Genomic DNA, 25220 nt, shown 5'->3' with positions numbered 1-25220 from the left:
CTTAATAACTATTGAATTAAAATGATCGCCTCTTCAACTTTAGTGAAAAGGATTTTTTGGAGTTCCTGCTCAACTTTTTCGATTAATTGTTCAAACGCCTGTTGATTGGCCTTGAGTTGTTCTCTTAACGTTTTCTCTAAATCTGGCTTAGTTTGCTGATATAAATTTTCAATTTTTTTATCACTGAGAAAACTAGAACGAAGCCAACTAGGAACATCTACATTAGTTTTGATCGCCTCTTTAACACCTTTGCGATTAAATTCCATCCCTGCCGCCATCACTGATGCTCCATAAATGAGCGCAATGGGCAAAGTAAAATGTCCAGTGATCACCAAAGTAATAAGACTAGCAAGAGTCCCTCCACCAATAATCACATTGACTAATAGGGCTACCGTATCAGCCAAAAGAACATCGCCAATTCTTAGCTCTGGGTTAGTCAGCGTCGGATCAATCCCCTCCTCAAACCTTAAACTACTTCGGGGAATATAAAACTTTCGACAAATTGGATCGGTTTGGGCGGCTAATTCAGGTTGAATTTTTTGATTAAACCAATAACTACATTGCTCATTGAGAATTTTTTCAGCTTGTTCACTATTAAGCCACTTTTGGGCACGTTTTTTCAGTTCTATTTCTAAATCAGCTAAAGTTCTGATTTTGTTATTTCTCCAATCTTTTATGCCTGAAGTAATCACATTTTCCAGCAACCCCTTGGCTAATGGTTCACTTAATAATTCTATTAACTCGGGAATCTGTTTCTGGATTAAATGATAAAGGGCTTTTGAGTCAAAAAGCTGCTTAACTTCCCCTTTAAAGGCAGTCGCTCGTAAATCCCACCGTCCTACTCGCGCTAATCCCAAAGCAATACACCTTTCAGGTTCAGGATCAGGGCGGACTTGAGTGGCGGCTTGTGCAAAAATTTCTTCACAGAGGAGACGTGTAAACCCCATGCGAGAGGCTCCACCGGTCATTAAAACCAGCGTCGGCACGATGTTTTGTTCGTCTAACCTTTTTTTGCCCTCGCTGACGGCTTCTCGAAAAGAATCGAGCCAACTTTTTTGCCCTAATTCTTTTAAAGGATGGTTTAAAATTTCCTCCATAATCAATTTATTTACCTGCGGAATAAAAAAGATCTGTTCGTTGATGGATTCAAAACCCCGAGCAAAAGATTGAGGATCGCTGTAGAGTTGTTCATGAGAGAAATAATCTTCTTTGGCTTTGCGGCAAGCGAGTTCACAACGGGCTTGATGATGGGGATATTCTTGAAAGATTTTTTCTAGCAACGCTTTTTGCTCATGTTCTTCAAGGGTTCGCTCAAAAATCGCCCGGTCAATTAATGAGGCTCCTAGAGCATTACTGCCAAAATCCACCGGAATTTCATGAAGACTTTTAACGAGGGTAAAGTCTGTAGTGGATGAGCCAATATCAACAATTAATACTGATGATTTCAGTTTTTCATATTGAAGTTTTCCGGCTTCTTTGGCTTGCATAAAAGCCGCCCGAGATTCGGGAACGACTCTTAGTTGAGGAATGCCGGCTTCTTGCAGCAATTTTTGATAGTCTTGTCGTTCATTGATTGACCATCCTGAAGGACAACCCACATAAAAATAGCTATTTCTAGCATCTTCAATTTGCCGTGTTTGTTGCAGAAGACGATAACAAGTGGATAAAAATAAACGAATGGTTTCTCTGTATTCAGTTTCTTGATTGGGTTTTTGCTTGAAGCCAATTTTTAGCTGAGTCACACCCGCTTGAATTAATGCTTGTTCTCCCACTAAATAACCTAAACGAGGATGCCATCCTAAAGCCGTAATTTGATGTTTTTGGTTATTAATTTCAAGCATTTGAGGGGGTTCGATCCCCTCCACCAGGGCTTTAGCCACTGCGGTTTCACCGTGTCCTAAATCAAAGCCAATAATTTCTATAATTTCCATATTTAATCTCGGTTAGATGCTGGTTCAATCACTCGACCTCGCCTGAGTAAGCGCTCACCTTTTAACAAGGCAGGTGAAAGGGTTACATAATCTTTGCTCTCCTGGTCGATACTTGGCTCAAAGTCAAAATTACTGCGATCACTTTGAGGATCATTGGGTCGGTAAATTTGAGCATAAATTCCCTGTTGTCTTAAAATTTGCGGCAAAAGTTTGGCTAATTCTAGAGCCATTTGACGATGCTCAAGAAATGATGCGCCCATTAGCCTTTGGAGAAAATTTAATAATTCTGGCAGTTCTTCTAGCCCAAGCTCGTCGTCTCTTTTGTTTCCTTCTACTGAGCTAACGGCCTGATCAATGGTGGCTAAAGCATCGGCTAGGTGATCTAAAAGGATTTGACTATTAACCTGTAATATGGGTTGGGGTAATTCCAAGACTTGATCTGATCCGGAATTGCTCGAGGAGTGATTTTTGTCGAGTTGAAAAACGATTTCTAGTCCTACTAGCACGAAGGTGAGTAAAATGGCCATCCATGCACCCGGCGGAATTCTGTTTAAGGATAACAAAGAGCCTAAAATCCCAATACAGATCAAGACTTGTAACACTTTTAAGATTAACTGATTGCTTGATAATTTTGGGTTTAGGTTAATTCTTCCCTGAGACTCATCCAAAGAGCTTTGAGAAAGCTTAGTCGCGGCTAGGGTGGCAATAGATTGTCGCAGCGAATCTATAAAAAATGAAGCTAGACGGACTTGAGTTATCGTTAGCTGTCCGGTGTAATTTCTTTCGAGATTATCTAGTCGATTTTGAAGCGAGGTAATTACCCGCTCTACACTGCTTGCTTTGTCAATCTCATTTTGTAGTTGACTTCGTTGTTCATTAAAAAGCGCCAATAATGTTTTCATAAAATGAAAGCACAACTCAACCAATATTCAGAAGGGCTTGTACAATCGTGCTGTTGTCCTCCTTTTCCATCTTAATTATAAAACCTCCTTTTAACCCGAAGATTTTTTCCCTGTTAAATAAGCGACTTTTTAATCCTTAAATCCATTTAAATAATTTAGAGCCTCGGGTTCAATTGAAAAATCTCCGATAAATTTTTGTTTAGGTAAAGGCTGTATTTTGATTAACGTCGGAGTAAAGACTATGTTTTGTTCTTCAGCCAGTTGTGGCTTCTGAATAACGTCAATAACTTCTAGGGTATAATTGTTGTCAAATTCTAAGTCTAAAACTTTTTTAATACTCTTTAGGTCTTTAACGGATTTTGGATTATTTCCATCTAAGTCAAGCTTGAATAGATGAGTCATCATTGAGCAATTCCTACAAGCTGTTCTATAACCATTCTAGAGCGAATTTTTGCTTATATCTTGTTTCGTAAGGAATAAATATTATTTTAATTTATCAAAAATTTTAGCTATATTGTTCTTTTTTATCAATCTCCAGATGTAGATAAAATTACTAAAATGAGGGATTGAGATTATCTGTTTTCTTATCAGTAGCGACTAACCCATCGGCAATTGCCTTAACAAATCCAGCATAAGAGCGATAATCTTGGGCAACAATAGCCGGTATTATCCCTAATTTAGCGGCATTTTTAGCGGTATAAGGGCCAAAACAAGCGGGTATCGTGGCGGCTAATGCTTTAGGAGAATCTACCCATTGCAAAAATGCTTCTACTTCGGCACTACTACTAAAAGCAATAACATCTATTTTCCCTGTGTGAATTAATTCGAGTTCAACAGCATAAAGTTTTTGATCTAAACCACAAGTTTTATAGGCAGGAACTCGCTGAACTTTTAACTTTAACTGTTCTAAACTCTGGACAAAATTAGGAATAATATCGGGTTCAGTTATACCCACCACTTCAGGAACAGGCACTAAAATTTCTTGCCCTAAAAGATTAGGCATTTTCGCCAATTCATTGACTATTCCTTGAGGGCTGGATTCTTGAGGAATTAAGCTTACTGTTAACCCTAATTCTGTCAATCTAGATGCGTCAGCCCCAATAGCACATAACTGACATTGATTGAGTTCAGACAGAGAAATTTTTAAAGTTAGCAGTCTTTGATAAACAGCTTCAATTCCCTGACGACTGGTAAAAGAAATCCAATTAAATCTATTAATTTGTTTTAATGCCTGATCTAATGCCTGATAATTTTCTTCTTCTAATAAACAAGTTTCAATGGTTGACATGATCATCGGCAGTCCCCCACTATTAATAATTTCTTGAGCTAATCTTCCCGCATAATTACGAGGGGCAGTAATAATAATTCTTTTGCCCAATAAAGGAAGTTGATGAGAAGGAATGAGAGACGACATTTTAAAATTTTTTGTCAACTAAGAAATAGGAATTCCCATCTGGGTAAACCAACTATATTTATCAAAGTAGCCGCGTTGAAAACGAATTTTTCCCTCAATGACATGAAAAAAGCCGCAACTGTAATATTAGTAACGGGGACAAATTTACAGAAACGTTTTACCCAAGTCATCGTCGTTTCCACTCGATGATTTAAACTAGGAGGAAGCCAACCATCGGGTTTTTTTCGGTTAAGAAACCGTGCTTGTCGATATCGAGTTTTTCGATTTCTACGACTACGACGTAGCTGTCTCCTAGCTAGTAAATCATTTTTAATTTGTTGTCCTCTATGAGTTAGTTCCGTCCCCCAAATTAGGCGGTCTTTTTGAACTAGCGCAAGTCCTGTTGTTTTACTTCCGGGGTCTAGCTTTAGTTTGATAGTTTCTGTTGGTGTTTGACATTGTTTCCTCAAGATTATAGTAAAAGGATAACGCCGAAAAACCACAGCGTTGCCTTGTGATAGTAACTTCCGTGCTACCGAAGGATGGCAGGGACTAAGGGGTTTTTTATTAGCGTCTAAGACGAAAACAAAATTTGACATTTCTGTCTCTCCTTACGGGTAAAGTTCGCTTCGCCAATGTTTTTTAGGCTTATTAGGTTAACAACACTGCCTTACCCCTCGTAAAACTGTTTAATTGTTAACAATAGAGCTACGAACTAGCGAGGCATTCGTAGGTATTATGACCTTAAAAACGTAGTCATTTAAGACTTAGGCTGGTCAGCTAACTGAAACGGGGGGGGCACGGGCGCGCAGCGAGGCGTAGCCTAGCCCCGCAACTTCAGTGCGGGGTGCTGACTCTCTGAGAACCTTTTTGGGGGATTTCATGGTTGAGCGTTCTCATTTTATATACCAGTATAAAAAAAATTTTCCAATTCTCACAAAATTTGCTCTCAGGCCAGAAGCCAGTTTAAGCCAAAAAAGTGCATGATCAAAAAGTAACCTGTCTATCGTGTTATCAGCTATACATGAGTAAGTATTCAACAAAAGCACTTCATCGCGTTACTTTATTAATTGTACTAGCCGCTACTCTTATTTTTCTAGTTAGTTTTATAAACCCTATTTTTTCCCAGCAACAACCGAGTAATATTAAAGTTTTTGAGCAAGTTTTTTTAACGGTAAAAGAAAATTTTTATGACCCCGACTTTAATGGGGTTAACTGGGAATCGATGAAAGATAAATATCGCTCAAAAGCGGCTGCTTCCGTTTCCAAACAAGAGTTGGCTAATGTGATTAATCAAATGTTATCTGAGTTAAAAACTTCTCACACTCAGTATTATATTCCTCAACAGACACAATACTATCAACTGTTGGCGATTTTTGCGGCTATCTCATCGGAATTACGCCAGCAATTAAAACAGTGGTTTCCCACAGAAACAATTGAATATAGCGGGATTGGGATCTTTACAAAAGAAGTAGAAGGAAAAACCTTTGTTAGCGGCGTTCTAGACGGCTTTCCAGCAGAGGCGGCTGGTATATTAGTGGGTGATCGTATAATTAGTGTTGACGGGAAGCCATTTGAAGCGGTGGAATCTTTTCGCAATAAAGCCGGACAAACTGTGAGTTTATTAATTGAGCGAGAAGCCGAGTCAAACAGCCGAAAATCCCTAAAAGTTGTCCCTAAAATGATAAATGCCGGCATAATGTTCTCCCAAGCAATGGACTCTAGTATTCACGTTTATGAACGAGAAAATAGAAAAATTGGTTACGTTCATATTTGGTCTTATGCAGGCGATCAGTATCAACAATTGCTCGAAGAAGAACTGTTTTATGGGCGTTTGGCATCAGCAGATGCTTTGGTATTAGATTTGCGAGGGGGTTGGGGAGGAGCGCCCTTGACGGCTTTAAATATTTATACGGCTAAACCTTTATCAATTACCAGTATTCCCAGAAATGGACGGAAACATTATTCTTATGCTATCTGGAATAAACCAGTAGTAATGTTAGTTAATGAGGGAAGCCGCAGCAGCAAAGAAATTCTCGCTTTTGGATTTCAGCAATATAAAATCGGCCCTGTCGTGGGGTCACCAACACCCGGCGCAGTAGTAGCTGGACGGGCTTTTTTAATGTCTGATGGCAGCTTACTTTATGTGGCAGTAGCGAATGTTTATGTTAATGATCAATATCGCTTAGAAGGAGTAGGCGTTAAACCGGATCTTGAAGTGCCTTTTACGCTTGAATATGCTCAAGGAAAAGACCCTCAAAAAGAGCGAGCGATTGAAGAAGCCTTAAAATGACGCGGCAGGCGACTCAAAATGCGGCAGTAGCGGCTGAATCTCTCGGTTTAAGTATGGTTTATCAGAAATGTTGAGGTGAAGACCCCACCTATAAATTCTACAAAAATACCCACATTGAACGGTGGGGCTTGTCCTGACCCTGAGCAATGCGAAGGGGAAGGAATGAAACCTCGACCAATAATAACAGCGTAGCACATATTGACATTTTGCGCTCTTGCTACTAGCATAAAAACATAGTTGTTTGAGGTCGGTAAACAATGATTGTTTTAGAAATGAAAGCAGTGGTAAAGCCTAATCAAGTCTTAGCTATTGACGATGCTATCAGGACAGTACAATTCATCAGAAATAAAGCATTAAGGCTTTGGATGGATGCTAGTCGAGAGGATAAAATCGATAAATATGTTCTCAATAAATATTGTCGTATTTTAGCTAAAGAGTATAAATTTGCTGATGAATTAAACTCAACAGCAAGACAGGCATCATCAGAAAGGGCTTGGGCTGCTATTTCTCGTTTCTATGACAATTGCAAAAAGAATATTAAGGGTAAAAAAGGTTTTCCTAAGTTTCAAAAGAATAATCGTTCCGTTGAATATAAACAGTCAGGTTGGAAATTATCTGATAATAGAAAGAAGATAACTTTTACCGACAAAAAAGGAATTGGGATACTCTCTTTAAAAGGAACTAGGGATTTAAACTTTTACCCAATCGACTCCTTTAAACGAGTTAGATTAGTACGTCGTGCCAATGGTTACTATGTCCAGTTTTGTATCAGCGTTGATATAAGAAGCTACTCTAAACCATTAGAACCTACTAAACATTGTGTAGGAATTGATGTTGGATTAAAAGTTTTCTATGCAGATAGTGATGGCAAAACTGTAGAAATCCCTCAATACTATCGTCAAGCTGAAAAACTTTTAAACCGGCTTAATCAACGTAAATCTAAGAAGTTTAAGAAGGGACAAAAGCCATCAAACAACTATAAAAGAGCTAGACAACAATACGCCCGTAAGCATCTAAGGGTAAGTAGGCAGCGTAAAGGTTTTGTCCAACGAGAGGCATTGCGCGTAATCCAATCTAACGATTTGGTAGCCTATGAAGACTTAAATGTTAAAGGTCTAGCTAAATCCAAGTTAGCTAAAAGTGTTAATGACGCTGCTTGGTCAACTTTTCGTCAATGGTTAGAATATTTTGCTTTTAAATATGGAAAAGCAACTGTAGCTGTTCCACCTCATAATACATCTCAAAATTGCTCTAACTGTGGTGAAAAAGTCAAAAAATCTCTATCGACTAGAACTCATAGATGTCCGCATTGTCTATATGAAGAAGATAGAGATATTAACGCAGCAATTAACATTTTGAAATTAGGATTAAGTACCGTAGGGCATACGGGATCTAAAGCTTTTGAAAGTGAAATTCTTTCAACGTTAGCTATAGCTAATGGGGGAGAAGATGCCTCTACTTTGGTTGGAGTAATCCTGTCAGAGCAAGTATCTTCTGTGAACCAAGAATCCCCATCTATATTACGAAACAAAGTGTAGTAATTAGATGGGGAGTGTCAAGCTAAGCAGTCTATGAAAGTAAATGCAAGATTGGTCAGAACACTCTCTGACTCGAGTAGCAACCGGAAAGTCTTTAACAGGGCGTGATCGCTTGCGGGAAGCACTCAATAATTTAGGGTTCGAGTTACGTTAAAATTAAGCGGTGATGTTAACAATTCCCATCATGCCTAAATCCTCATGATCGAGAATATGGCAATGATAGACAGTTTTACCGGTGAAATCTCGAAAAGGAATTCGAATTGTGACCATTTCATCTCCTCGCACTACAATGGTATCCTTCCAAGCACGATAGGGTTCGGGTTGTCCGTTACGTGAAATCACTTGAAAAGGATTGATATGGAGGTGAAAGGGATGTGCCATGCCATCAGGATCGACATTGATCAATTCCCAATCTTCAATGCTATTCAGTTTAACCTCTGCATCTATGCGATTCGGGTCAAATTCTTGGCCATTAAACAAAAAGGCCATATTCATTCCCATTCCCATCGACATAGTCATGGATAATTCAATCTTGCGAACCTTTTTAGGGGTAGCTAAAGACTCCACAGGCATCAATTTGGTAGGCAAAGGTAAAGGGTTAGAGGTTCCCTGATAAGTAAAAGTCGCCAAAACTTGGGGCATGCTTTGATTAGTATTTACCATTGAATGATGACCTCCCATCATCCCCATGCCGCCTCCCATCATGCTCATTCCTCCGCGATCATAGGGTAAATTTAGTAAGCGGTAATGCCCTGGTTCTTGCTCTCCTTTGACTAGCACCTCCGCGCGTTCCCCGGGGGCCAGCAAGAGTTCCTCGCTTTCTACGGGTTCGCTGAGGGACCTTCCGTCGGTGGCGATGAGGTAAAACGGATGATTTTCTAGAGATAGGCGATAAAAACGAGAGGCAGAAGCATTGAGGAGACGTAATCTTAATAAACCGCCTCTAGCAATTTTTAAATCGGGTTGAATTTGCCCGTTGACTGTCAGTAAGTTACCTTCCCGTCCTCTCATCAAGTCCATCTGATTTGTGTTTTGAATATGTCCTCCTGCATCGAGGGCGAAATCTTGAAAGACTAAAAACTCCTCTTTGGCTGCTTCTATTTCCGGAATTGTATCGAATTCTCCTCGAACAATGAACAATCCTATTAATCCATTAAAGACCTGTTCTGCTACAAGATGATGGTGATGGGGATGATAGGAAAATATTCCAGAAGGATGATTTTGGGGAATGGTGAACTCGTAGGTGAACTGTTCTTGAGGAGGGATACTCAGGAAAGGATTATCGCCGGTTCCTGTCGGGATAACGTGTAAGCCGTGATAGTGTAGGTTAGTCGGTTGCTGGAGATGATTCGTCAAATGGATACGAACGGTATCTCCGGCTTTGGCTTCTAGGCGCGGCGCGGGGAGTTGTCGGTTGTAACTCATCAGATAAGCTTGTTGAGCGTTGAAATTGAGAGGGGATAAACTCGCTTCTAAATTGAGTTCGAGCAGTCCATCACGACTTTGGATTAACTTAGGGGTTGGGGATGAGTTGGGTAAAGCACCTCTCTGATTTTTGCTAATGGCCCAGCTAGTGGCTGTAGTGGCCATCATACTCGCCGCGCTAACGAGAAGAAATTGTCTTCGTTTCATACAGACTAGCTATTATTAATGTTTATCTCTTGAGTATGGCGAGGAAAAATGAAATCCGGATGAAATAGCGGCTTTTTCTCTTTTGTTTTAAATAATTAAACCCTTAATTTCCTGAGCGGTTGCCGGGGCTAATAATACACCATTGCGATAATGACCGGTAGCTAATAAAACATTGCTATATCCGGATAACTTTTCAATAACAGGAGCCGCTTGTCCTTGGGGACGGGGACGCTTACCCAACCAACTATTAATGACTTCTCCTGCCGCTAAATCCGGACAAAAAGTCACGGCTTGCTGTCTCACTTGTTCTAATAATTCTGCTTGTGCAATGATTTCTCCTTTCTCATCCGGAAATTCGACCGTTGCACCTATCCAATACTCTTGATTACCCACAGGAATAATATGTATATCATCTCCGGTAATTACTGGTTGAAAATCTAAATTTCCTAACGGTTTATTCAGTTTTAATGTTAATGCTTGTCCTAATACTGGACTAATATTAACGGCTTGTTGTAGAGAAGCGCTCAGAGGTGTTGAACCTAACCCAGCCGCAATAACTACCCAGTCAGTTTCTAGGGTTCCATCCCTTGTCTGAACTTGATAGCAATGACGTAAATTTGCCTCATCTAGGTCACTAGCCGCCATATTTTGAACTTTGGCTCCAAAATGAAATTTAACGCCATTTAAACTCGCTCCTGTTACTAAGGTTTCTGTTAAACGAGTGGGGTCTATTTGTAAATCTTCAGGAGAATAAACAGCACCAATAACCCGCTCATTTTCAATTTGGGGACAATTTCTTTTAAGACGCTCTAAATCCCAAATTTGCAAAGGCCAACCTTGAGAATGACGTATCTGTATTAATTGTTCCCATTGAGCAACCTCTTCTCCTTCAAAACGTAACATCACAATGCCTTGTCGGTTATGAGGAATCTTCAAGCCTGTCAAACTCTCTAATTCAGGGATAAGAGTTTTATAGCCTTTAATACTCTCATGTCTAAGCCGCCATCCTCGCCCCCGAGTTTTTTGACTAATTACCCCCATTAAAATACCAAGAGCCGCTCCCGTCGACCCACAAGCGGCTACTTTTTCCTCAAATACTGTGATCTCTAAACCCTTAACTTTACTGAGTTCATAGGCGATGGTAGCTCCTACCACACCGCATCCAATAATAGTAACTTTAGTCATTAGTGATTAGTGATTAGTGATTAGTGATTAGTGATTAGTGATTAGTGATTAGTGATTAGTCATTAGTCAGTAGTCAGTAGTCATTAGCCGCCGAGTCAGTTGTTTACTGATCAGTGTTTACTAACAACTCTTAACTTATAAGACTAATGACTAATAACTAAAATTAACTCCCTGGGGGAATCAAATCCAAGAAAGCATCAAAATCTCTAACAACTTCTTGGAATTGAGCCTGAGCGCGAGTTGGGCTGCGGTCTTGAGCGGCTGCGTCTAAACGCTCAAAATCCCCAAACACCTTTTTAGCCAAATCAGTTGCTTCTTTTTGATCTTTAGGTAACAGTTCACGAGATAAACCGAGCATCTGTTGACGGAGTTGACCTAAAGGCCCGTGAATATAGGTTCGGGTATCGACCCAATTTTGCTCAGAAATAAAGTCTTTTAATTGGGACAACTCTTGACGAGCTTGATTAACGGGTTCCACAAAGACTTGTAATTGTTCAATTTTTTCGGGACTATAGGTAGTCGGAATCGCAGCAGAGGGAGAACCTCCACAACTAACCAATAGTGTTGTTACCAGAACTAACAGAATTGATAGAATAGAACGAAAACGTGGCATTTTATGTTGTTAATGATTCAAGAATTTAACATCCTGATGAACTGATTTTCTCAGCCATCAAATAAATTTTAGGTTTGGCGACGTAGAAAATTGACCATTATCTGAGATATCTCACCTGACCAATGCTCTTGGGGATAGTGTTTGGCTTCTTCAAGTTTGATTAATTCAATATTGCTTTTAGTCGCCAATTTTTCAGCATCAGCCGAAGATAGCCAAGGGTCAGCCGATCCCCAAATAATCAGAGTCGGCTTAGAGAAATCAGCCAAACCCGATTCTAATTCTGCCATAGATTCAGCCAATTTCAGATTTTTTATTGTGGCAAGTAAGGCTCGTCCGGTGGCTGAAGTTTTTAAAAAAGGTTTACGATAAACACTCAGACGCTCATCACTAATGACAAACCCGCTACCGCCTTCTAAAGTTCGATCGACTAACAGAGGATCTTGAGTGACCATATCCCCAACCAAAGGCAGTGCCCATTGTTTCATGGCCCAAGGGAGTTTGGCGTTGGTGGAAAGGGGCGTATTCAGGATAATCAAACGCTCTATCATTTCTTTTGAGCGCAAAGCATATTGTAATCCCACTGAGCCTAAAAAACCCTGAACCACTAAAGACACTTTTTCTAAATTGAGTGCGGCTATTAAATCAGACAACGCTTTAATAAAAGCCTCGGGAGTATAGGCAAACCGTCTAGTATCAGGTTTGTCAGAAAATCCAGAACCTATCCAATCTGGTGCGATCGCTCTTAGTCCTGATTCTGCTAGTTGGGGCATGACCTCAGTCCAACTATAACTTTGAGAAGGCAACCCATGCAGGAATAGCACTGGCGGCTTATGGGTGTCGTTGTTAGGGATAGCTTCTCGATAAAACCACTTGAGCGTTCCGACTTCAATTGTATTTTCGGTAATTGTCACTCTTTTAATTGAGATGAGTATATTAATTTGCTAATAGACATTCTCCCACGCACCCGCATCAGGAACATGGGCTTTTCCCAACAGAATCTACTCACAGGCCGGCAACGCCCGAGACACCAAAGTCTGCTCCCGTCCTTGTTATGATAAGCTAATCTTATCTAACAGAGCTTATAAATTTATTTCGCTGCGGTGACTGAAAAGCTTTTAACAATTTTATATTTTAGGATACCTTTTAAGAACGTAGAAATTCTTTATCTAAAACCCCATAAATTTTAATAATTTTTCGCTCCGACTTCAGAAAAACTTCATTATTATAAGGTATACTTTTTTAAAAAAACAGAAAGTAGAACCAAATTCAATGCACCAACTCAACCATAAAAATGTTTTAACTCAGAACAGGACTGTTGAAAAAGTCAGAGCATCAACACCATTAACCATCATCTCTGATGAGAGCTTATTAGCGACTTTTGATGAGATAGAATTGTTGCGCGAGCAGATACAGTCTTGGCATAGTCTGGCAAAGCTCCAGAATAGCCGCTTAGAAGTTCTAGAACAAGAACTATATTACACAAATCAGGAGTTATGTAATGCCTTTATGTTTCAAAAGAAAAGTTTCACTGAGGTTATACAATTAGCTAAAGCCATATTAGCGAGTGGAAAATCTGCCAGTGAATGTTTAGCGGAGCTAATCGTTAGTGTGTACGGTTTTCCCGTTAAATTAGAAGACTTACAACCTTCACCCTAGAAAGTCTTGAGTTTTCCTCATACAGTCTGACTTAAAAGCTACCTCAAAAACGATAGTGAGTATGTAAGTTAAGGGATGGGGTGATCTGTGGGAACAGGGCCGCCCCTACCACCAGAACTAAAAATTATAAATTGTTCTCTTTGTCCTGATTAATCTTTAAAGAAAAATTTCAAAAATCCTTGGGTAATAGATGTAGTTCGCACGGACTCAAAACTCAACTAAAAAAAGATAGAGTTTCTCAAATTTATGAAAGTAAAGTTTAATAGTTAGCGATAATTTCCCGGATTTTTTTTAATCATTAAACCCGATGCTCCTAAAACTAAAAAACCTAAAATCGTAGTTGGTTCAGGTGTGCTTGGCGCGTTGCTGACATTAATAGCAAAAACTCTTTGAGAAAGCTGAGAATTCCAACTTATCCCACTGTCAATAGTAGTAAAAATGTTTAAGGGCGGAGCCGTTAGTCCAGTGTAACCCGGCGAATTTTCACAGCTATTACCCAGACAGCTTGATTGTAGTTGCATGGAACTTCCACTCTCAGTACGCACAACAAAAGCATAATTGGCATTTGTGTTTAATGAAATAGTAGAAGAGGGGCTAAAAGTAACCACCGTAGGTGTCAAAACATCCAGAGAAACAGATTGGCTAATGGTTGCAAAAGGTGAACCCGTAGGAGAATAATTATCATCAAGTGAGTTATAAAGATCTATACTAACCGTCTCAGGTATTGTACTATTAGAGACTAAAGATAGTTGAATATTCGTTAGCGTAGAAGCGTAAGTTGGAGCTTTGAAACTGGCTCCAGTTCTATCCTTGTTTGATAGTTGATACAGTTGATTAGCCGTAGAAGTCCCTGAGAGATTAATGTTACTCACTAGGGTTGCCGCTTCAGATTTAGCAGACGCTAATGTTAAAGATAAAGCAGAAGCACTGATCGCTACTAAAGAAAAAGCTGTCACTTTAGCTAGGGAATAAGGCCTTTTCATATATTTAAATAGAGTTTTGGGAATAACTATTATTAATTTTAGTCTTTAAAAAATTAAATGACAAGATTTTTTTAAATTTAAAATTAAGATTAGATTTGTCAACTTTAAAAGTAATTTTAACGAAAAATATAAGCCCAAAATTTTAATTAATAAAAACAAAACAGTATTTCTACGTAAACAACAACTTAGTTGGTATGGCCGGAGATCATTTCCTAAAAAACTCAAAACAATAGTATTTTTTACGGCTGCTATAGGCGAGTTTTAGCGGCTGCAATTGGAATTGGTAGAAATCTGCTTATGGCTGGGTTTGGGAACTTGTTGCCGACGGATGATTGTAGCTGAGAAATGCTCCAGAATTGAACCTGTAGGTTAAACTAGATAAAGCTCATTTTTTGCGGCAAATACAGTTTCTTTAAATCTGGCTATGGCATTTTTGCGTCAATACATCGCTCCCTTGGTAGCTGTTATCATCTTTTTAGTGGCCTTAGTGGTGGTCAGCGCCCGAACTTTCCTACCTGCTGGGCTTTCAGGTCCCGCACCCACAGACGATTTAGGGTTAGCTATCCCTAAAACCTTGGATCAAGTTTATCCCTCTAGCTTAACTCGCTCCTACTAAAAATTTGGGAATTGGTACTTGTCAGCTTAGAGCAAGGTTGAGCAACGTGTTACCCGAAGGTTATCGATTAAAACAGGGATCGAGTAAAGATACAGCATTACTGGTGAAGTTTATGAACGAAACTTACCAGGAACTTTTTCCTAAACAAGAAAATTTCTCTCATCTGGCGGAAACCGTCAGAAAATATTTTTCCTCACAAACTCCCCTGTGGTTGGTAGAATTAAGCTCTGAAACTGAAAAACTATCCACCTCTATAGCTTGTTTATGGATGGGAACTGGCGTTGATCAGGTCACAGGAGAGCGATATGCTCACATTTTTTTAGTCTACGTTGCCCCCCAACATCGTTATCAGGGCATCGCTACGGCTTTGTTCAATCAAGCTCAAAATTGGGCAAAAAGCAGAGGAGATCGCCAAATGGGGCTGCAAGTTTTCCTCAATAACCAGTCTGCCCTCAATTTATATGATCGTCTCGGTTTTAAACCTCAATCTTTAACGATGATTAAACCTCTCAATAATAGCTTTGATTGAAACGATTATTTTATTTTTGAGAATTTGTGCTAAGGGAATGATAATCTATCAAATATGAACGATGATGACCTAAATGCAATTGATCAACAAGATAGCCCTCTGGATTACCTCGAAGAAGAAAGTCTCCCCCCTGACCCAGAGGAGATGTTGGCGTTGCTCTCTTCAGAAATGCCATCGCATCGGATGATCGCCACTAGAGCTTTTTGTGAACTCAAAGATGATCGCTCTATTCCTTTTTTAATTGAATTATTAAATGATCTTTGTCCTCTAGTTCGAGTGAGTGCCGCCTATGCTTTAGGGCGTAATACCAGCGCTAATGCAGTAGAACCTCTAATTAATCTACTTCATACAGATTTGAATGGCTATGTTCGTAAAGGAGTGGTTTGGGCTTTGGGAAATTGCCGCGATCGCCGCGCCTTAAAACCTTTGCTTCATGCACTCAAGACCGATATTTCAGCCGTGCGCCTTTGGGCAGCCAGCAGTCTTGCTCAAGTTGCTAAACTAGAATACGAGGATGTTATTGCCGCTATCCCTCCTCTAGTGGAAGGATTAAGAGGAGATTTAACGGCGGCAGTTCGAAGCAACTGTGCTTGGTCAGTCGGACAACTTTGCCAAGAACTCCCGTTAAACGTAGTCTATGCTACGGCTATTGATGCCTTAATTGAAGCATTAGTAGAAGATCTAGACCTCGGAGTTAAAGAAGATGCTAAAGGAGCATTGCTAAAACTCGGTGACCCTCGCGGACTTCAAATGATTGAGGAGTTAGAACTTGAAGGACTGATCTAAATACTTAACAATTAACCGTCTAACTAATGCCTAATCACTCATGACTAATGACTAATCACTAATGACTACTGAAAAACCACTTATTTTGGGTATTAGCGGGGCTTCAGGTTTAATTTATGCCGTCCGCACCATCAAATTTCTTTTAGAGGCTAACTATATCATCGATGTGGTGGCTTCAAAAGCTGTTTATATGGTGTGGCAAGCTGAACAAAATGTTCGGATGCCGGCCGAACCTGACCTACAAGAACAATTTTGGCGCGAACAAGCCGGGGTTCCTCAGCTTGGGAAACTGCGTTGTCACCGTTGGTCTGATGTAGGAGCAAGCATTGCTAGTGGTTCTTTTCGGACTTTAGGCATGGTTATTATTCCTTGTAGTATGAGTACCGTTGCCAAAATAGCGGCAGGTTTAAGTTCGGATCTCATGGAAAGAGCCGCCGATGTTCAACTTAAAGAAAGCCGTCCTTTAGTGATTGTTCCCCGAGAAACTCCCTTCAGCTTGATTCATTTAAGAAATTTGACTCAGTTAGCTGAAGCCGGTGTAAAAATTGTCCCTGCTATTCCTGCCTGGTATCATGACCCAAAAACCATTGAGGATTTGGTAGATTTCGTGGTTGCTCGTACTTTAGATCAACTTGATCTTGATTGTGTTCCTTTAAAGCGTTGGGAAGGCCAGTAAATGTACCAGTAAAGCCGATAAGCTCAATAGCCAGATTTCTGTACAATGAAAAAAGGTTATATTTATGAGGCGGGTTGACCGAAAATTTGGGGCGCAAGCAGAGCTTTTTACTCTCTATTTCCTGTGCTTATGATAGCTATTATTATCTTTCGTCCACTGATTATCATAGCTTTGCTGGTTATTTCAATTGTTTTTGTCTTGCAAAATCAGCAACCAGTAGCTTTAGTTATTTTTGGCACTAAGACGATACAATTGTCTCTGGCTGTGTGGGTATTAATTTTTGCTGGAGCCGGGTTATTTACCAGTTTATTGTTACAGTTATTGTATGTCAGCTTTAGACGAAGAACTCCCCGAGAACCATTAGCGAGTATGTCTCCTCCTGAGCCGGTTGCTCCACCACCAAGACAAGGATTCACTAGAGAAGTGTTTGAGTCAAACAGGCAAAAAGAAGTATCAGATAGGCCCTCTACTACAGATTCTCAGACGAATTTTGAATGGGATAGAGACAATAGCTCCAAAGATTGGGATATTGAAACCCCTCCTTCAGAACCTACGGTTATACAGAAAGAATTTAACTCTATTTTTTCTCAAGAGCAAGCGTCGAATTTTGAAGTTCAGCAGCAACCTAAAACTACTTCTCGTCAAGGTTCGGTCTATTCTTATAGCTATAGGGAGGCAAAACCGCCAGAACGCCGTTCTCCTGACCCGGTTTACGACGCTGACTACCGAGTGATCAATTCTCCCTATCCTGAAAATCCGCCTCAGTCCACAGACAAAGAAGATGAAGATGAGGAATGGGTTTAACCCATCATCATAACTTCTCTAGACTGTTGTCTGACAAGACCTGACATGGCTGCTTGTTGTAGAGCGATAAATGCTTCTAAATCTTCTTCACTATACTTTTTACTTAACATTCGGCGTAGGTTTTCTTCGGCTTCTAGGGTTAAATAGCCTGTATCAAGAGCTTGTTTGACAACATCACGTATATAATACATTTCTCTGGCTCCTAGTTAATTAAAACAAATGTTTAAACAATTTTTGGGTGGAAACCCTCATAGGTGGTTGGCATATAGTAGTTATTTAAATAAATATACCGTTTATTGACTTGACAGAATACTATTTATAAAAATTTTGTCAACATTCAATAAAGTTTTTGTTAAGCTACCTAATTCTAGAATACCCAATGAAGTTACATTTGGCAGCCATAACTCTTATTGAATTGATCAAGCTACTTTAAAAAACATCAACTGTTCAGATATATTATCAAGATATATTGATATAATCAAGACTAGAATTTATAACTAAAGATAGATGACATTTTCTATTTTAAGATTATTTATTCGTGAATTTGCTAGATTATGATCATTGTTTAGCTTGAGAGTTTCCTATAAATGACCCTAAATTTACTCAAAGGAGTTAGTATATTTCTCATTGGTATGCCTGGTACCGGCAAAACTACGGTAGGAGAGCTATTAGCCGAGAAATTAGGCTATCGTTTTTTTGATAGCGATGTGTTAATTGAGCGCGTGAGTGGAAACACGGTTAATGAGATTTTTAACACACTAGGAGAAGAGGCTTTTCGAAAAATAGAATCTCAAGTTTTGAGTGAGCTTTGTAGCTATACAAAAAGCATTATCGCTACAGGTGGAGGCATCGTCATAAAACAAATGAATTGGAGTTATTTACGTCATGGGTTAATTATTTGGCTTGATAGTCCTGTTGATTTACTGATACAACGCTTAAAGGAGGATAGCACTCGACCTTTACTCAGAGATGTTGACCTTGAACAGAAATTACAATCTTTATGGACTCAGAGACGACCTTTGTATAAACAGGCAGATTTACAGATTTCGATCACAGAGCATCAAACCCCCGAGCAGATTGTTTCGCAAATTCTAGCTCAAATTCCCTCGATTTTAAAAGTCAATCCTGTCGTTCAATAGTCAGTCTTGTATAAGGAGCCGCCAAGTACAAGATTTCGATCACATTATGTTAATGCTAATTTTGTAAGTATTTTTGCAAAAATGCGCGGGTTTTTTGCCAAGCATCTCTGGCTGCCGCTTCATTATAGCGAGTTCCCGAAGGATTAGCAAAAGCATGATCGGCATCTTCATAAACATAAATTTCTACAGGTTTACCAAGAGATTGAAGGGTTTTTTCAAATTCTCTGACTTTGGTTACAGGAGGGTTTTGATCCAATCCTCCAAAAATTCCTAAAATTGGTATCTGTAGAGGTTTTAGTACATTGGGATTGGTTTCTATTCCCCCACCGTAATAAATCACGGCGGCATCAAGTTCTGTAGGAAATAATAAAGCGGTATTAAAAGACCAAGTTCCCCCAAAACACCAGCCAATACTAGCAATTTTGCTGGCTTTTTGATTTTGTTCTAAATATTGATAAGCCGAACGCAGATTATCTTTAAGTAACTTAGGATTTTTTTGAGCTTCTGTGACTAATTGTGCGGCTGTAGCGGGATTATCTGCCACTTGTCCCCCATACAGGTCCACCGCTAAGGCCGTGTATCCTTCTCCGGCTAGTCGCTGTGTCATCATTTTAATATTATCGTTGAGTCCCCACCACTCATGAATAACAATTAAGGCGGGTAAATCTTTGTTCGTTTGGGATGGACGCGCCAGATAACCTTTGAGCGGTTTTTTATTCATGGTTCCATAGGTCACCGATTCTACTTGAACCGGTACAGTAGGCTGGGGGACCGAACGAGTTCCCGACTGTTGGGTTACCATAGGAGTGGCTATAGGGGAATCATTTGCATGGGATTGCCAGATTTTTTGAGCATAATCCGGATTTTGAGGAGATAGCGCCATCGTGGACGAAAAACTGCCCGTGTACAAGATCACTCCTAACAAGCTTAAAACTACCAAGAGGAAAAATTTACGCATTATAGTATTTAAAAAGACTTTTTTAGAAGACAACTTAGGTTATGGTAACCCCTCGAGGAATTATTAAATTATATTAAGAAATAATAAGATCCCTATATTTAAATAAATCTTCTTAGCTAATATATTGTCAACCTCGTTAAAAACTTTAATAATTTCTTTAGATTGTTTTGAGAGAAAAGTTTTTCTCAGAGAATCTGAAAGAATCCCTCAAACAGTTAAAAGGCAGGAAACTATCGTGAATTCTTCTATGTTACGACAATTATGGACTGTAGTGGAAGAAAGTCAAGCCCATATATTACTGAGTTTACCTGATCAGGACTTAGTGAATCAACTGCTACAACGATTACAAGAAAAAGAAACTCTCACTACAGAAGAATCCAAAAAAGTCAAGGGTTATATTCGCTTAAGAACCCCTTTAATTAGAGATTTAGCCCAGTCTCGTTTGAGAGAATTTCAGCCGCATTTAGGGATTAACCCCGAAGCAAGAGAATTAAGCGTTAACCATTAACAGCGATGACTGTCATCCTGGCGAGTTCTCAAGAAAAGCTCTCTTTAGCTCTGTTATAGGCAAATAAGAGCGATAACGAGATTTTAGCCATTGAGACTGTCTTAACATATTCTTCAACTGCTATAACAATTGACTTGAGAATCTTAGAGAAATTCTGGCTAAACCGTACTAATTTACTAATAACAAAGGCGAATTTAGAACTAATCCTCCTAGGGTGGTACAAAAATGTTAGGATTGCGACAGAAGATGAAGAGTGATAGAAAAGGGAAAAACGCTGCATGGAAGAATTTGACAGGTCGATATCCTTTGACGGACGGGATATTAGACTAAAACTAGGATTACTAGCCCCTCAAGCGGGCGGCTCCGTCTTAATTCAATCGGGAGATACGGCAGTATTAGTTACAGCAACTAAAGTACCTGGCCGGGAAGGAGTAGATTTTCTTCCGTTAACGGTTGATTATGAAGAAAGACTTTATGCAGCAGGACGAATACCAGGAGGGTTTCTCAGACGGGAAGGTCGGCCTCCTGAAAAAGCCATTTTAATCAGTCGTCTGATAGATCGGCCTTTACGTCCTCTGTTCCCCCATTGGTTGAGAGATGATCTTCAGGTCATCGCTACCACTTTGTCAATGGATGAAGAAGTTCCCCCCGATGTCTTAGCGGTAACCGGGGCTTCTCTAGCAGTGATATTAGCAAAAATTCCCTTTTTTGGGCCGATGGCAGCCGTTCGAGTCGGTTTAGTAGGGGATGATTTTATTATTAACCCTACCTATAAGGAAATTAACACCGGAGACCTGGATCTGGTGGTGGCTGGGAGTCCTGAAGGTGTGGTCATGGTGGAAGCAGGAGCTAACCAGTTACCTGAACAAGACATCATTGAAGCGATCGATTTTGGTTATGAAGCGGTACGGGATTTAATTGCCGCCCAACTTGATGTCATTCAAACCTTGGGAATAGAAATCGTTTCTTCAGAAGAACCCCCCGTTAATCAGCCTGTGCTGGAGTTTATTACTGAGCGTACTAGCGACGAGATTAAAAAAGTTCTCTCTCAGTATGACCTTGATAAAACCGCCCGGGACCTGGCCCTAGATGAGATCAAAGCCGCTAAAGTCCAAGAAGAGATCGCCTCTCTACCTGAAGAAGACCCCGTTAAAGTTGCCGTTACAGAAGACTCGAAATTAGTTTCCAACCTATTCAAGGACGTAACCAAAAAACTCATGCGCGCTCAAATTATTAATGAGGGCGTGAGGGTAGATGGTCGTAAACTCGATGAAGTACGTCCTATTAGCTGCCGTGTGGGTCTTCTGCCCCAACGAGTTCACGGAAGTGGTCTATTTTGTCGCGGACTGACCCAAGTTCTCTCTCTAGCCACTCTAGGAACCCCAGGAGATGCTCAAGAGTTAGCTGATGATCTCCATCCCGAAGACGAAAAGCGCTATCTCCATCATTATAATTTCCCTCCCTACTCAGTGGGCGAAACCCGTCCTATGCGCTCTCCCGGACGGCGGGAAATCGGTCACGGTGCTTTAGCCGAACGGGCAATTACTCCGGTTTTACCCACTCAGCAGGAATTTCCCTATGTGGTTCGGGTCGTGTCTGAGGTGCTTTCCTCTAATGGTTCGACTTCTATGGGGTCTGTGTGCGGCTCCACTCTGGCCTTAATGGATGCTGGAGTTCCCATTACTAAACCCGTCAGTGGGGCGGCCATGGGATTAATTAAAGAAGGCGACGAAGTGCGTATCCTCACCGATATTCAGGGGATAGAAGATTTCTTAGGGGATATGGACTTCAAAGTAGCTGGAACCGACAACGGCATTACAGCCCTTCAGATGGATATGAAAATTACAGGGCTGTCTATGGATATTGTCGCTAAAGCCATCGAACAAGCAAGACCGGCGCGGTTACATATCCTTGACAAAATGCTCAGTGTCATTGAACAACCCCGTCCAGAATTGTCTCCCTATGCTCCCCGTCTATTAACCATGAGGATCGATCCGGATATGATCGGGTTGGTTATTGGTCCTGGTGGGAAAACGGTTAAAAGTATTACTGAACAAACCAAGACCAAGATCGATATTGATGATGATGGAACGGTGACCATTTCCGCTTCTGAAGCTGAACAAGCCGAACGGGCTAAACAGTTAATTCATAATATGACCCGTAAACTCAATGAAGGTGAGGTGTATGTGGGTCGTGTGACTCGCATCATTCAGATCGGGGCTTTTGTGGAAATTATGCCCGGTAAAGAGGGTATGATTCATATTTCTCAACTGGCTGAAGGTCGAGTCGGTAAAGTTGAGGATGAGTTAGCCGTTGGGGATGAAGTCGTGGTTAAAGTTCGGGAAATAGACAATAAAGGTCGTCTCAATTTAACCCGCTTAGGTATCCATCCTGAAGAAGCCGCCGCAGCCCGTAGAGCCGCCGCACTTCTCTAGGTGACATTAACAGTGCGGAACTCGTTCCGCACCCCAGTTAACCCTGTATTTTAAACGGCGTGGAGGTCGCCTCCACGTTAACTGTTATTAGTATTTAATGCTTAGTAAGGTAAGTAATGTTCAAGCAAGTCGGGAATCGTTAATCATTAACAGTCATTTATTTTTTTTCTTTATATATTAAAGATAGTAGAAATGTTTTAAACAAAATTTATGTGGAAATATTTAGGGGCAACTTTAGGAATAACAAGCTTATTAACTTGCCTCGGTTCGCCGGTCTTAGCAATTCAGTTTGCTGATGGAACAAGGTCTTTTGAAAAATCCCCTCTTTTACTAGATGCTATTACGACTTTTGACGGCGTTAGAGTCCCGGCGGCTAAGTATTATTTTACCATTGAAATTCCTGAAGATGTCGGAGAACCTGTCGGAAAAATTGTGATCGGGCAGCGCTACTCACCCCAAACGATTGATTTTTATCCCGAGAAAACAGTGGCTTTTGTAGGAACTTATACCCATCGAGGCGAAAACTATACTATTAAAAATGCTGAATGGGATAGACAATTTGAAACAGTTACGGTGACGTTTGATCCGCCTATTCCGCCGGGAAATACGGTAACGGTGGGATTAAAACCGATTAGAAATCCGGATTATGGCGGCGTTTATTTATTTGGCGTTACGGTTTTTCCGCAAGGGGAAGACTCGTTAGGTTTGTATCTGGGAGTCGGACGATTTCATTTTTATCAAAATGGCGATAGGCTGTAGTAAAAATTGAAAACATTTCGTTTGTTTGCCTATTTTAAGATTAATTATCATTGATGTTTACTAACAAACAGATACTCCCCTGCCCCCCTAAATAAGGGGGTGGAGATTCGTTGATTAATGGTAGCCCATCACAAGATTTAACAGAGATCAATTATGGCTTTCAAGGTAGGAAAATAAAGAAAATTAAAATTTGATAATTACAAGCCTTCAGTAATGGGATGAAAGAAAAAAGCAAACCCTAACAGAATGTAAGTTGCCAGTAATAAAGTTCCTTCTAGCCAATTCGACTTACCATCAGAACTAATAGAATTAGCAATCAGTACAGAAACAGCCACAGCAACTAACTCAAAAGGATTAAAATTTAAATCCATCGGTTGACCCAAAAACCAACCCGCAATCACCAAAACTGGGGCAACAAATAGCGCAATCTGTAAACTAGAACCTACCGCTACCGATAAGGAAAGATCCATTTTATTTTTCATCGCTACCGTTACCGCCGTAGCGTGTTCAGCCGCATTACCAATTATTGGCAACAAAATCACCCCAGTAAATAAAGAAGTCAACCCTAACTTAGAAGTCGCTTCTTCTAAAGAATTAACTAATAACTCTGATTCGATGGCGACTCCAACGGTGATCACCAATAATAACACTATCCAAAACCCGAGCGGCTTACTCGAACTTTCAGCGTCGTCTATGGCGGCTAATTCCTCTTCAGTAGCGATTCCCGCCTCATAAAGATAAGTATGGGTTTTCATGGAAAAAAACAAGGTTAACCCATAAACCAAAATTAAAATGACAGCAACAGCGACGGATAATTGCTGTAAAGTTGTTTCCTCAATGCCTGAAGAGGTATATTGCACCGCAGTGGGTAAAAGAATCGCAATCACCGCTAAATTCATCGAGGAGGCATTTAAACGAGCCGCTACGGGCTGAAAATATTGCTCTTTGTAGCGAAGTCCTCCTAAGAGCATAGCAAACCCCATCACCAAAAGTAAATTACTGATAATTGAGCCTGTAATCGTTGCTTTAACAATGGTGACTAATCCCTCTTTGAGAGCAATGAAAGCCAAAATTAATTCTGTGGCATTGCCAAAGGTGGCATTTAATAGCCCTCCTAAGTTAGGCCCCACCACTACCGCAATTTCTTCGGTTATCGTTCCCATAAAAGCGGCTAAGGGCACAATGGCTAAACCTGCGGTAATAAAAACTATAGTAGAATTCCATGCCAAAAAATGAGCGACAAGAGAAATGGGGACAAAGATTGACAAAATCAGAAATATAGTGTTTTTGTTGAGCATCTAGCTTGTCTATAATTTTAAAAAATCGGGACTAGCTTTTATTTTGACAAAAATCGGCCATCTCGTTGCGTTAATTTATAAAAATTGTTTTAATGTGATGAATATTTCTCTCTTCATGTCCTTCTAATCTTTCAAAAGAATTATGTCTTATGTGCGATGTGTGGCTATCTAATCAAAGATAAGGTAATCATATATCCAAAAACTCTTGTAACTTTGTTTATGTTGTTGTTAACAAACTAAAAAAAAATCTCAGTTTAAAAATCAAAAAAAAGTTATTTGCTCTTGAGTATTAAGTAGATTATGCTTAAAATCTTCTCTCCTCCTACAGTCAATACAACAAAACAAATTGTCTGTTGCTATTGTAACCGCACTGAACAAACCATTATTGCCCGCATTACTAATCTGGATGAACACGATTGTGAACGAGTGGTCTTTCCGCAAGAATGTTTCTTTTTTACGGCTCCTTACCAAGCTAAACTAGAAATTTATCGGCAGTCAGCCCTAGGAGTATTGCAAGAGCTTATTCCTTGCCTAGAACTCCAGATTCCTAAATCTCGTTAATCCTTAAACATCCAACTTTAAACTC

26 protein-coding genes are annotated in these 25220 nt (G+C 40.1%); 13 read left to right on the top strand and 13 right to left on the bottom strand.

Annotation, left to right across the window (positions count from 1 at the left end; translation table 11 throughout):
- Nucleotides 1-8: 8 nt before the first annotated feature.
- The 5 genes from CYAN7822_RS26670 to iscB form a co-directional block, all read right to left on the bottom strand.
- Nucleotides 9-1931 (bottom strand): Hsp70 family protein, encoded by a 1923-nt coding sequence (locus CYAN7822_RS26670; protein WP_013325374.1) that lies wholly within the window; start codon nt 1929-1931, stop codon nt 9-11.
- Between the two features lie 2 nt (nt 1932-1933).
- A complete protein-coding gene (locus tag CYAN7822_RS26665) occupies nt 1934-2833 on the bottom strand; it encodes a hypothetical protein (RefSeq protein ID WP_013325373.1) in 900 nt (299 codons plus the stop codon).
- Nucleotides 2834-2962: 129 nt separating this feature from the next.
- Nucleotides 2963-3238 (bottom strand): circadian clock KaiB family protein, encoded by a 276-nt coding sequence (locus tag CYAN7822_RS26660; RefSeq protein WP_013325372.1) that lies wholly within the window; start codon nt 3236-3238, stop codon nt 2963-2965.
- Between the two features lie 148 nt (nt 3239-3386).
- The gene (locus CYAN7822_RS26655; protein ID WP_013325371.1) at nt 3387-4247 is read right to left on the bottom strand and encodes a uroporphyrinogen-III synthase; all 861 of its coding nucleotides are present in this window, start codon (nt 4245-4247) and stop codon (nt 3387-3389) included.
- A gap of 14 nt (nt 4248-4261) precedes the next feature.
- Nucleotides 4262-4825, bottom strand: coding sequence for an RNA-guided endonuclease IscB (iscB, locus tag CYAN7822_RS26650; RefSeq protein WP_013325370.1), 564 nt, complete (start codon nt 4823-4825; stop codon nt 4262-4264).
- 425 nt (nt 4826-5250) lie between these two features.
- Here iscB and CYAN7822_RS26645 point away from each other — a divergent pair, with 425 nt between their 5' ends.
- Both CYAN7822_RS26645 and CYAN7822_RS26640 read left to right on the top strand, forming a co-directional pair.
- Entirely contained in the window at nt 5251-6519 is a 1269-nt protein-coding gene (locus tag CYAN7822_RS26645) for a S41 family peptidase (protein WP_013325369.1), read from the top strand.
- 257 nt (nt 6520-6776) lie between these two features.
- A complete protein-coding gene (locus tag CYAN7822_RS26640; protein ID WP_013325368.1) occupies nt 6777-8057 on the top strand; it encodes an RNA-guided endonuclease InsQ/TnpB family protein in 1281 nt (426 codons plus the stop codon).
- A 156-nt stretch (nt 8058-8213) separates the two neighbouring features.
- Here CYAN7822_RS26640 and CYAN7822_RS26635 read toward each other — a convergent pair whose 3' ends face one another.
- From CYAN7822_RS26635 to CYAN7822_RS26620, 4 genes are all read right to left on the bottom strand, one after another.
- The gene (locus tag CYAN7822_RS26635; RefSeq protein ID WP_013325367.1) at nt 8214-9689 is read right to left on the bottom strand and encodes a multicopper oxidase family protein; all 1476 of its coding nucleotides are present in this window, start codon (nt 9687-9689) and stop codon (nt 8214-8216) included.
- Nucleotides 9690-9776: 87 nt separating this feature from the next.
- Nucleotides 9777-10874, bottom strand: a complete 1098-nt coding sequence (locus CYAN7822_RS26630; protein WP_013325366.1) for an NAD(P)/FAD-dependent oxidoreductase — start codon at nt 10872-10874, stop codon at nt 9777-9779.
- A 163-nt stretch (nt 10875-11037) separates the two neighbouring features.
- Nucleotides 11038-11487, bottom strand: a complete 450-nt coding sequence (gene psbQ, locus CYAN7822_RS26625) for a photosystem II protein PsbQ (RefSeq protein WP_013325365.1) — start codon at nt 11485-11487, stop codon at nt 11038-11040.
- A gap of 68 nt (nt 11488-11555) precedes the next feature.
- Nucleotides 11556-12398 carry an alpha/beta fold hydrolase gene (locus CYAN7822_RS26620; RefSeq protein ID WP_013325364.1) on the bottom strand — a complete coding sequence of 281 codons (843 nt, stop codon included), beginning with the start codon at nt 12396-12398 and terminating at the stop codon, nt 11556-11558.
- A 358-nt stretch (nt 12399-12756) separates the two neighbouring features.
- Here CYAN7822_RS26620 and CYAN7822_RS26615 point away from each other — a divergent pair, with 358 nt between their 5' ends.
- Nucleotides 12757-13143: a hypothetical protein gene (locus tag CYAN7822_RS26615; RefSeq protein WP_013325363.1), complete on the top strand. Its 387-nt coding sequence runs from the start codon at nt 12757-12759 to the stop codon at nt 13141-13143.
- 266 nt (nt 13144-13409) lie between these two features.
- Here the strand turns inward: CYAN7822_RS26615 and CYAN7822_RS26610 are convergent, their stop codons facing one another.
- Entirely contained in the window at nt 13410-14126 is a 717-nt protein-coding gene (locus CYAN7822_RS26610; protein WP_013325362.1) for a PEP-CTERM sorting domain-containing protein, read from the bottom strand.
- A gap of 424 nt (nt 14127-14550) precedes the next feature.
- Here CYAN7822_RS26610 and CYAN7822_RS26605 point away from each other — a divergent pair, with 424 nt between their 5' ends.
- The 5 genes from CYAN7822_RS26605 (at nt 14551) to CYAN7822_RS26585 (ending at nt 17537) form a co-directional block, all read left to right on the top strand.
- A complete protein-coding gene (locus CYAN7822_RS26605; RefSeq protein WP_013325361.1) occupies nt 14551-14742 on the top strand; it encodes a hypothetical protein in 192 nt (63 codons plus the stop codon).
- Between the two features lie 46 nt (nt 14743-14788).
- The gene (locus tag CYAN7822_RS26600) at nt 14789-15271 is read left to right on the top strand and encodes a GNAT family N-acetyltransferase (RefSeq protein ID WP_013325360.1); all 483 of its coding nucleotides are present in this window, start codon (nt 14789-14791) and stop codon (nt 15269-15271) included.
- 54 nt (nt 15272-15325) lie between these two features.
- Entirely contained in the window at nt 15326-16057 is a 732-nt protein-coding gene (locus CYAN7822_RS26595; RefSeq protein WP_013325359.1) for a HEAT repeat domain-containing protein, read from the top strand.
- 61 nt (nt 16058-16118) lie between these two features.
- Nucleotides 16119-16733, top strand: coding sequence for a flavin prenyltransferase UbiX (locus CYAN7822_RS26590; RefSeq protein WP_013325358.1), 615 nt, complete (start codon nt 16119-16121; stop codon nt 16731-16733).
- A 129-nt stretch (nt 16734-16862) separates the two neighbouring features.
- On the top strand, nt 16863-17537 hold the full coding sequence (locus tag CYAN7822_RS26585) for a LapA family protein (RefSeq protein ID WP_013325357.1): 675 nt from the start codon (nt 16863-16865) through the stop codon (nt 17535-17537).
- Here CYAN7822_RS26585 and CYAN7822_RS26580 read toward each other — a convergent pair.
- Complete coding sequence (locus CYAN7822_RS26580; protein WP_013325356.1) at nt 17534-17728, bottom strand: hypothetical protein; 195 nt, start codon at nt 17726-17728, stop codon at nt 17534-17536. The two genes, CYAN7822_RS26585 and CYAN7822_RS26580, sit on opposite strands and share 4 nt — an antisense overlap.
- A gap of 396 nt (nt 17729-18124) precedes the next feature.
- Between CYAN7822_RS26580 and CYAN7822_RS26575 the strand changes: the two genes are divergently transcribed.
- Nucleotides 18125-18676, top strand: coding sequence for a shikimate kinase (locus CYAN7822_RS26575; protein WP_013325355.1), 552 nt, complete (start codon nt 18125-18127; stop codon nt 18674-18676).
- A 55-nt stretch (nt 18677-18731) separates the two neighbouring features.
- Here the strand turns inward: CYAN7822_RS26575 and CYAN7822_RS26570 are convergent, their stop codons facing one another.
- The gene (locus CYAN7822_RS26570) at nt 18732-19634 is read right to left on the bottom strand and encodes a dienelactone hydrolase family protein (RefSeq protein WP_013325354.1); all 903 of its coding nucleotides are present in this window, start codon (nt 19632-19634) and stop codon (nt 18732-18734) included.
- 235 nt (nt 19635-19869) lie between these two features.
- Here CYAN7822_RS26570 and CYAN7822_RS26565 point away from each other — a divergent pair, with 235 nt between their 5' ends.
- The 3 genes from CYAN7822_RS26565 (at nt 19870) to CYAN7822_RS26555 (ending at nt 23336) form a co-directional block, all read left to right on the top strand.
- Nucleotides 19870-20142 (top strand): hypothetical protein, encoded by a 273-nt coding sequence (locus tag CYAN7822_RS26565; protein ID WP_013325353.1) that lies wholly within the window; start codon nt 19870-19872, stop codon nt 20140-20142.
- Nucleotides 20143-20420: 278 nt separating this feature from the next.
- Entirely contained in the window at nt 20421-22577 is a 2157-nt protein-coding gene (locus CYAN7822_RS26560; protein ID WP_013325352.1) for a polyribonucleotide nucleotidyltransferase, read from the top strand.
- A gap of 210 nt (nt 22578-22787) precedes the next feature.
- On the top strand, nt 22788-23336 hold the full coding sequence (locus tag CYAN7822_RS26555; RefSeq protein ID WP_013325351.1) for a DUF2808 domain-containing protein: 549 nt from the start codon (nt 22788-22790) through the stop codon (nt 23334-23336).
- Between the two features lie 197 nt (nt 23337-23533).
- Here CYAN7822_RS26555 and cax read toward each other — a convergent pair whose 3' ends face one another.
- Nucleotides 23534-24634, bottom strand: coding sequence for a calcium/proton exchanger (cax, locus tag CYAN7822_RS26550; protein ID WP_013325350.1), 1101 nt, complete (start codon nt 24632-24634; stop codon nt 23534-23536).
- A 300-nt stretch (nt 24635-24934) separates the two neighbouring features.
- Between cax and CYAN7822_RS26545 the strand changes: the two genes are divergently transcribed.
- Complete coding sequence (locus CYAN7822_RS26545; protein WP_013325349.1) at nt 24935-25195, top strand: DUF1830 domain-containing protein; 261 nt, start codon at nt 24935-24937, stop codon at nt 25193-25195.
- Nucleotides 25196-25220: the final 25 nt, after the last annotated feature.

It is taken from the genome of Gloeothece verrucosa PCC 7822 (genome assembly GCF_000147335.1).
Lineage (GTDB): Bacteria > Cyanobacteriota > Cyanobacteriia > Cyanobacteriales > Microcystaceae > Gloeothece > Gloeothece verrucosa.
The sequence above is the reverse complement of the archived record's forward strand: the minus strand, read 5'-3'. Positions and strand labels throughout refer to the sequence as shown.

Bases quoted from the DNA above. Each gene is read 5' to 3' on its own strand.
- CYAN7822_RS26645 (WP_013325369.1), top strand. From the start codon at position 5,251: ATGAGTAAGTATTCAACAAAAGCACTTCATCGCGTTACTTTATTAATT.
- CYAN7822_RS26575 (WP_013325355.1), top strand. From the start codon at position 18,125: ATGACCCTAAATTTACTCAAAGGAGTTAGTATATTTCTCATTGGTATG.
- CYAN7822_RS26545 (WP_013325349.1), top strand. From the start codon at position 24,935: ATGCTTAAAATCTTCTCTCCTCCTACAGTCAATACAACAAAACAAATT.
- CYAN7822_RS26590 (WP_013325358.1), top strand. From the start codon at position 16,119: ATGACTACTGAAAAACCACTTATTTTGGGTATTAGCGGGGCTTCAGGT.
- CYAN7822_RS26615 (WP_013325363.1), top strand. From the start codon at position 12,757: ATGCACCAACTCAACCATAAAAATGTTTTAACTCAGAACAGGACTGTT.
- CYAN7822_RS26610 (WP_013325362.1), bottom strand. From the start codon at position 14,126: ATGAAAAGGCCTTATTCCCTAGCTAAAGTGACAGCTTTTTCTTTAGTA.
- CYAN7822_RS26640 (WP_013325368.1), top strand. From the start codon at position 6,777: ATGATTGTTTTAGAAATGAAAGCAGTGGTAAAGCCTAATCAAGTCTTA.
- CYAN7822_RS26635 (WP_013325367.1), bottom strand. From the start codon at position 9,689: ATGAAACGAAGACAATTTCTTCTCGTTAGCGCGGCGAGTATGATGGCC.
- CYAN7822_RS26580 (WP_013325356.1), bottom strand. From the start codon at position 17,728: ATGTATTATATACGTGATGTTGTCAAACAAGCTCTTGATACAGGCTAT.
- cax (WP_013325350.1), bottom strand. From the start codon at position 24,634: ATGCTCAACAAAAACACTATATTTCTGATTTTGTCAATCTTTGTCCCC.
- iscB (WP_013325370.1), bottom strand. From the start codon at position 4,825: ATGTCAAATTTTGTTTTCGTCTTAGACGCTAATAAAAAACCCCTTAGT.
- CYAN7822_RS26655 (WP_013325371.1), bottom strand. From the start codon at position 4,247: ATGTCGTCTCTCATTCCTTCTCATCAACTTCCTTTATTGGGCAAAAGA.
- CYAN7822_RS26660 (WP_013325372.1), bottom strand. From the start codon at position 3,238: ATGATGACTCATCTATTCAAGCTTGACTTAGATGGAAATAATCCAAAA.
- CYAN7822_RS26560 (WP_013325352.1), top strand. From the start codon at position 20,421: ATGGAAGAATTTGACAGGTCGATATCCTTTGACGGACGGGATATTAGA.
- CYAN7822_RS26670 (WP_013325374.1), bottom strand. From the start codon at position 1,931: ATGGAAATTATAGAAATTATTGGCTTTGATTTAGGACACGGTGAAACC.
- CYAN7822_RS26605 (WP_013325361.1), top strand. From the start codon at position 14,551: ATGGCATTTTTGCGTCAATACATCGCTCCCTTGGTAGCTGTTATCATC.
- CYAN7822_RS26665 (WP_013325373.1), bottom strand. From the start codon at position 2,833: ATGAAAACATTATTGGCGCTTTTTAATGAACAACGAAGTCAACTACAA.
- psbQ (WP_013325365.1), bottom strand. From the start codon at position 11,487: ATGCCACGTTTTCGTTCTATTCTATCAATTCTGTTAGTTCTGGTAACA.
- CYAN7822_RS26630 (WP_013325366.1), bottom strand. From the start codon at position 10,874: ATGACTAAAGTTACTATTATTGGATGCGGTGTGGTAGGAGCTACCATC.
- CYAN7822_RS26555 (WP_013325351.1), top strand. From the start codon at position 22,788: ATGTGGAAATATTTAGGGGCAACTTTAGGAATAACAAGCTTATTAACT.
- CYAN7822_RS26585 (WP_013325357.1), top strand. From the start codon at position 16,863: ATGATAGCTATTATTATCTTTCGTCCACTGATTATCATAGCTTTGCTG.
- CYAN7822_RS26570 (WP_013325354.1), bottom strand. From the start codon at position 19,634: ATGCGTAAATTTTTCCTCTTGGTAGTTTTAAGCTTGTTAGGAGTGATC.
- CYAN7822_RS26595 (WP_013325359.1), top strand. From the start codon at position 15,326: ATGAACGATGATGACCTAAATGCAATTGATCAACAAGATAGCCCTCTG.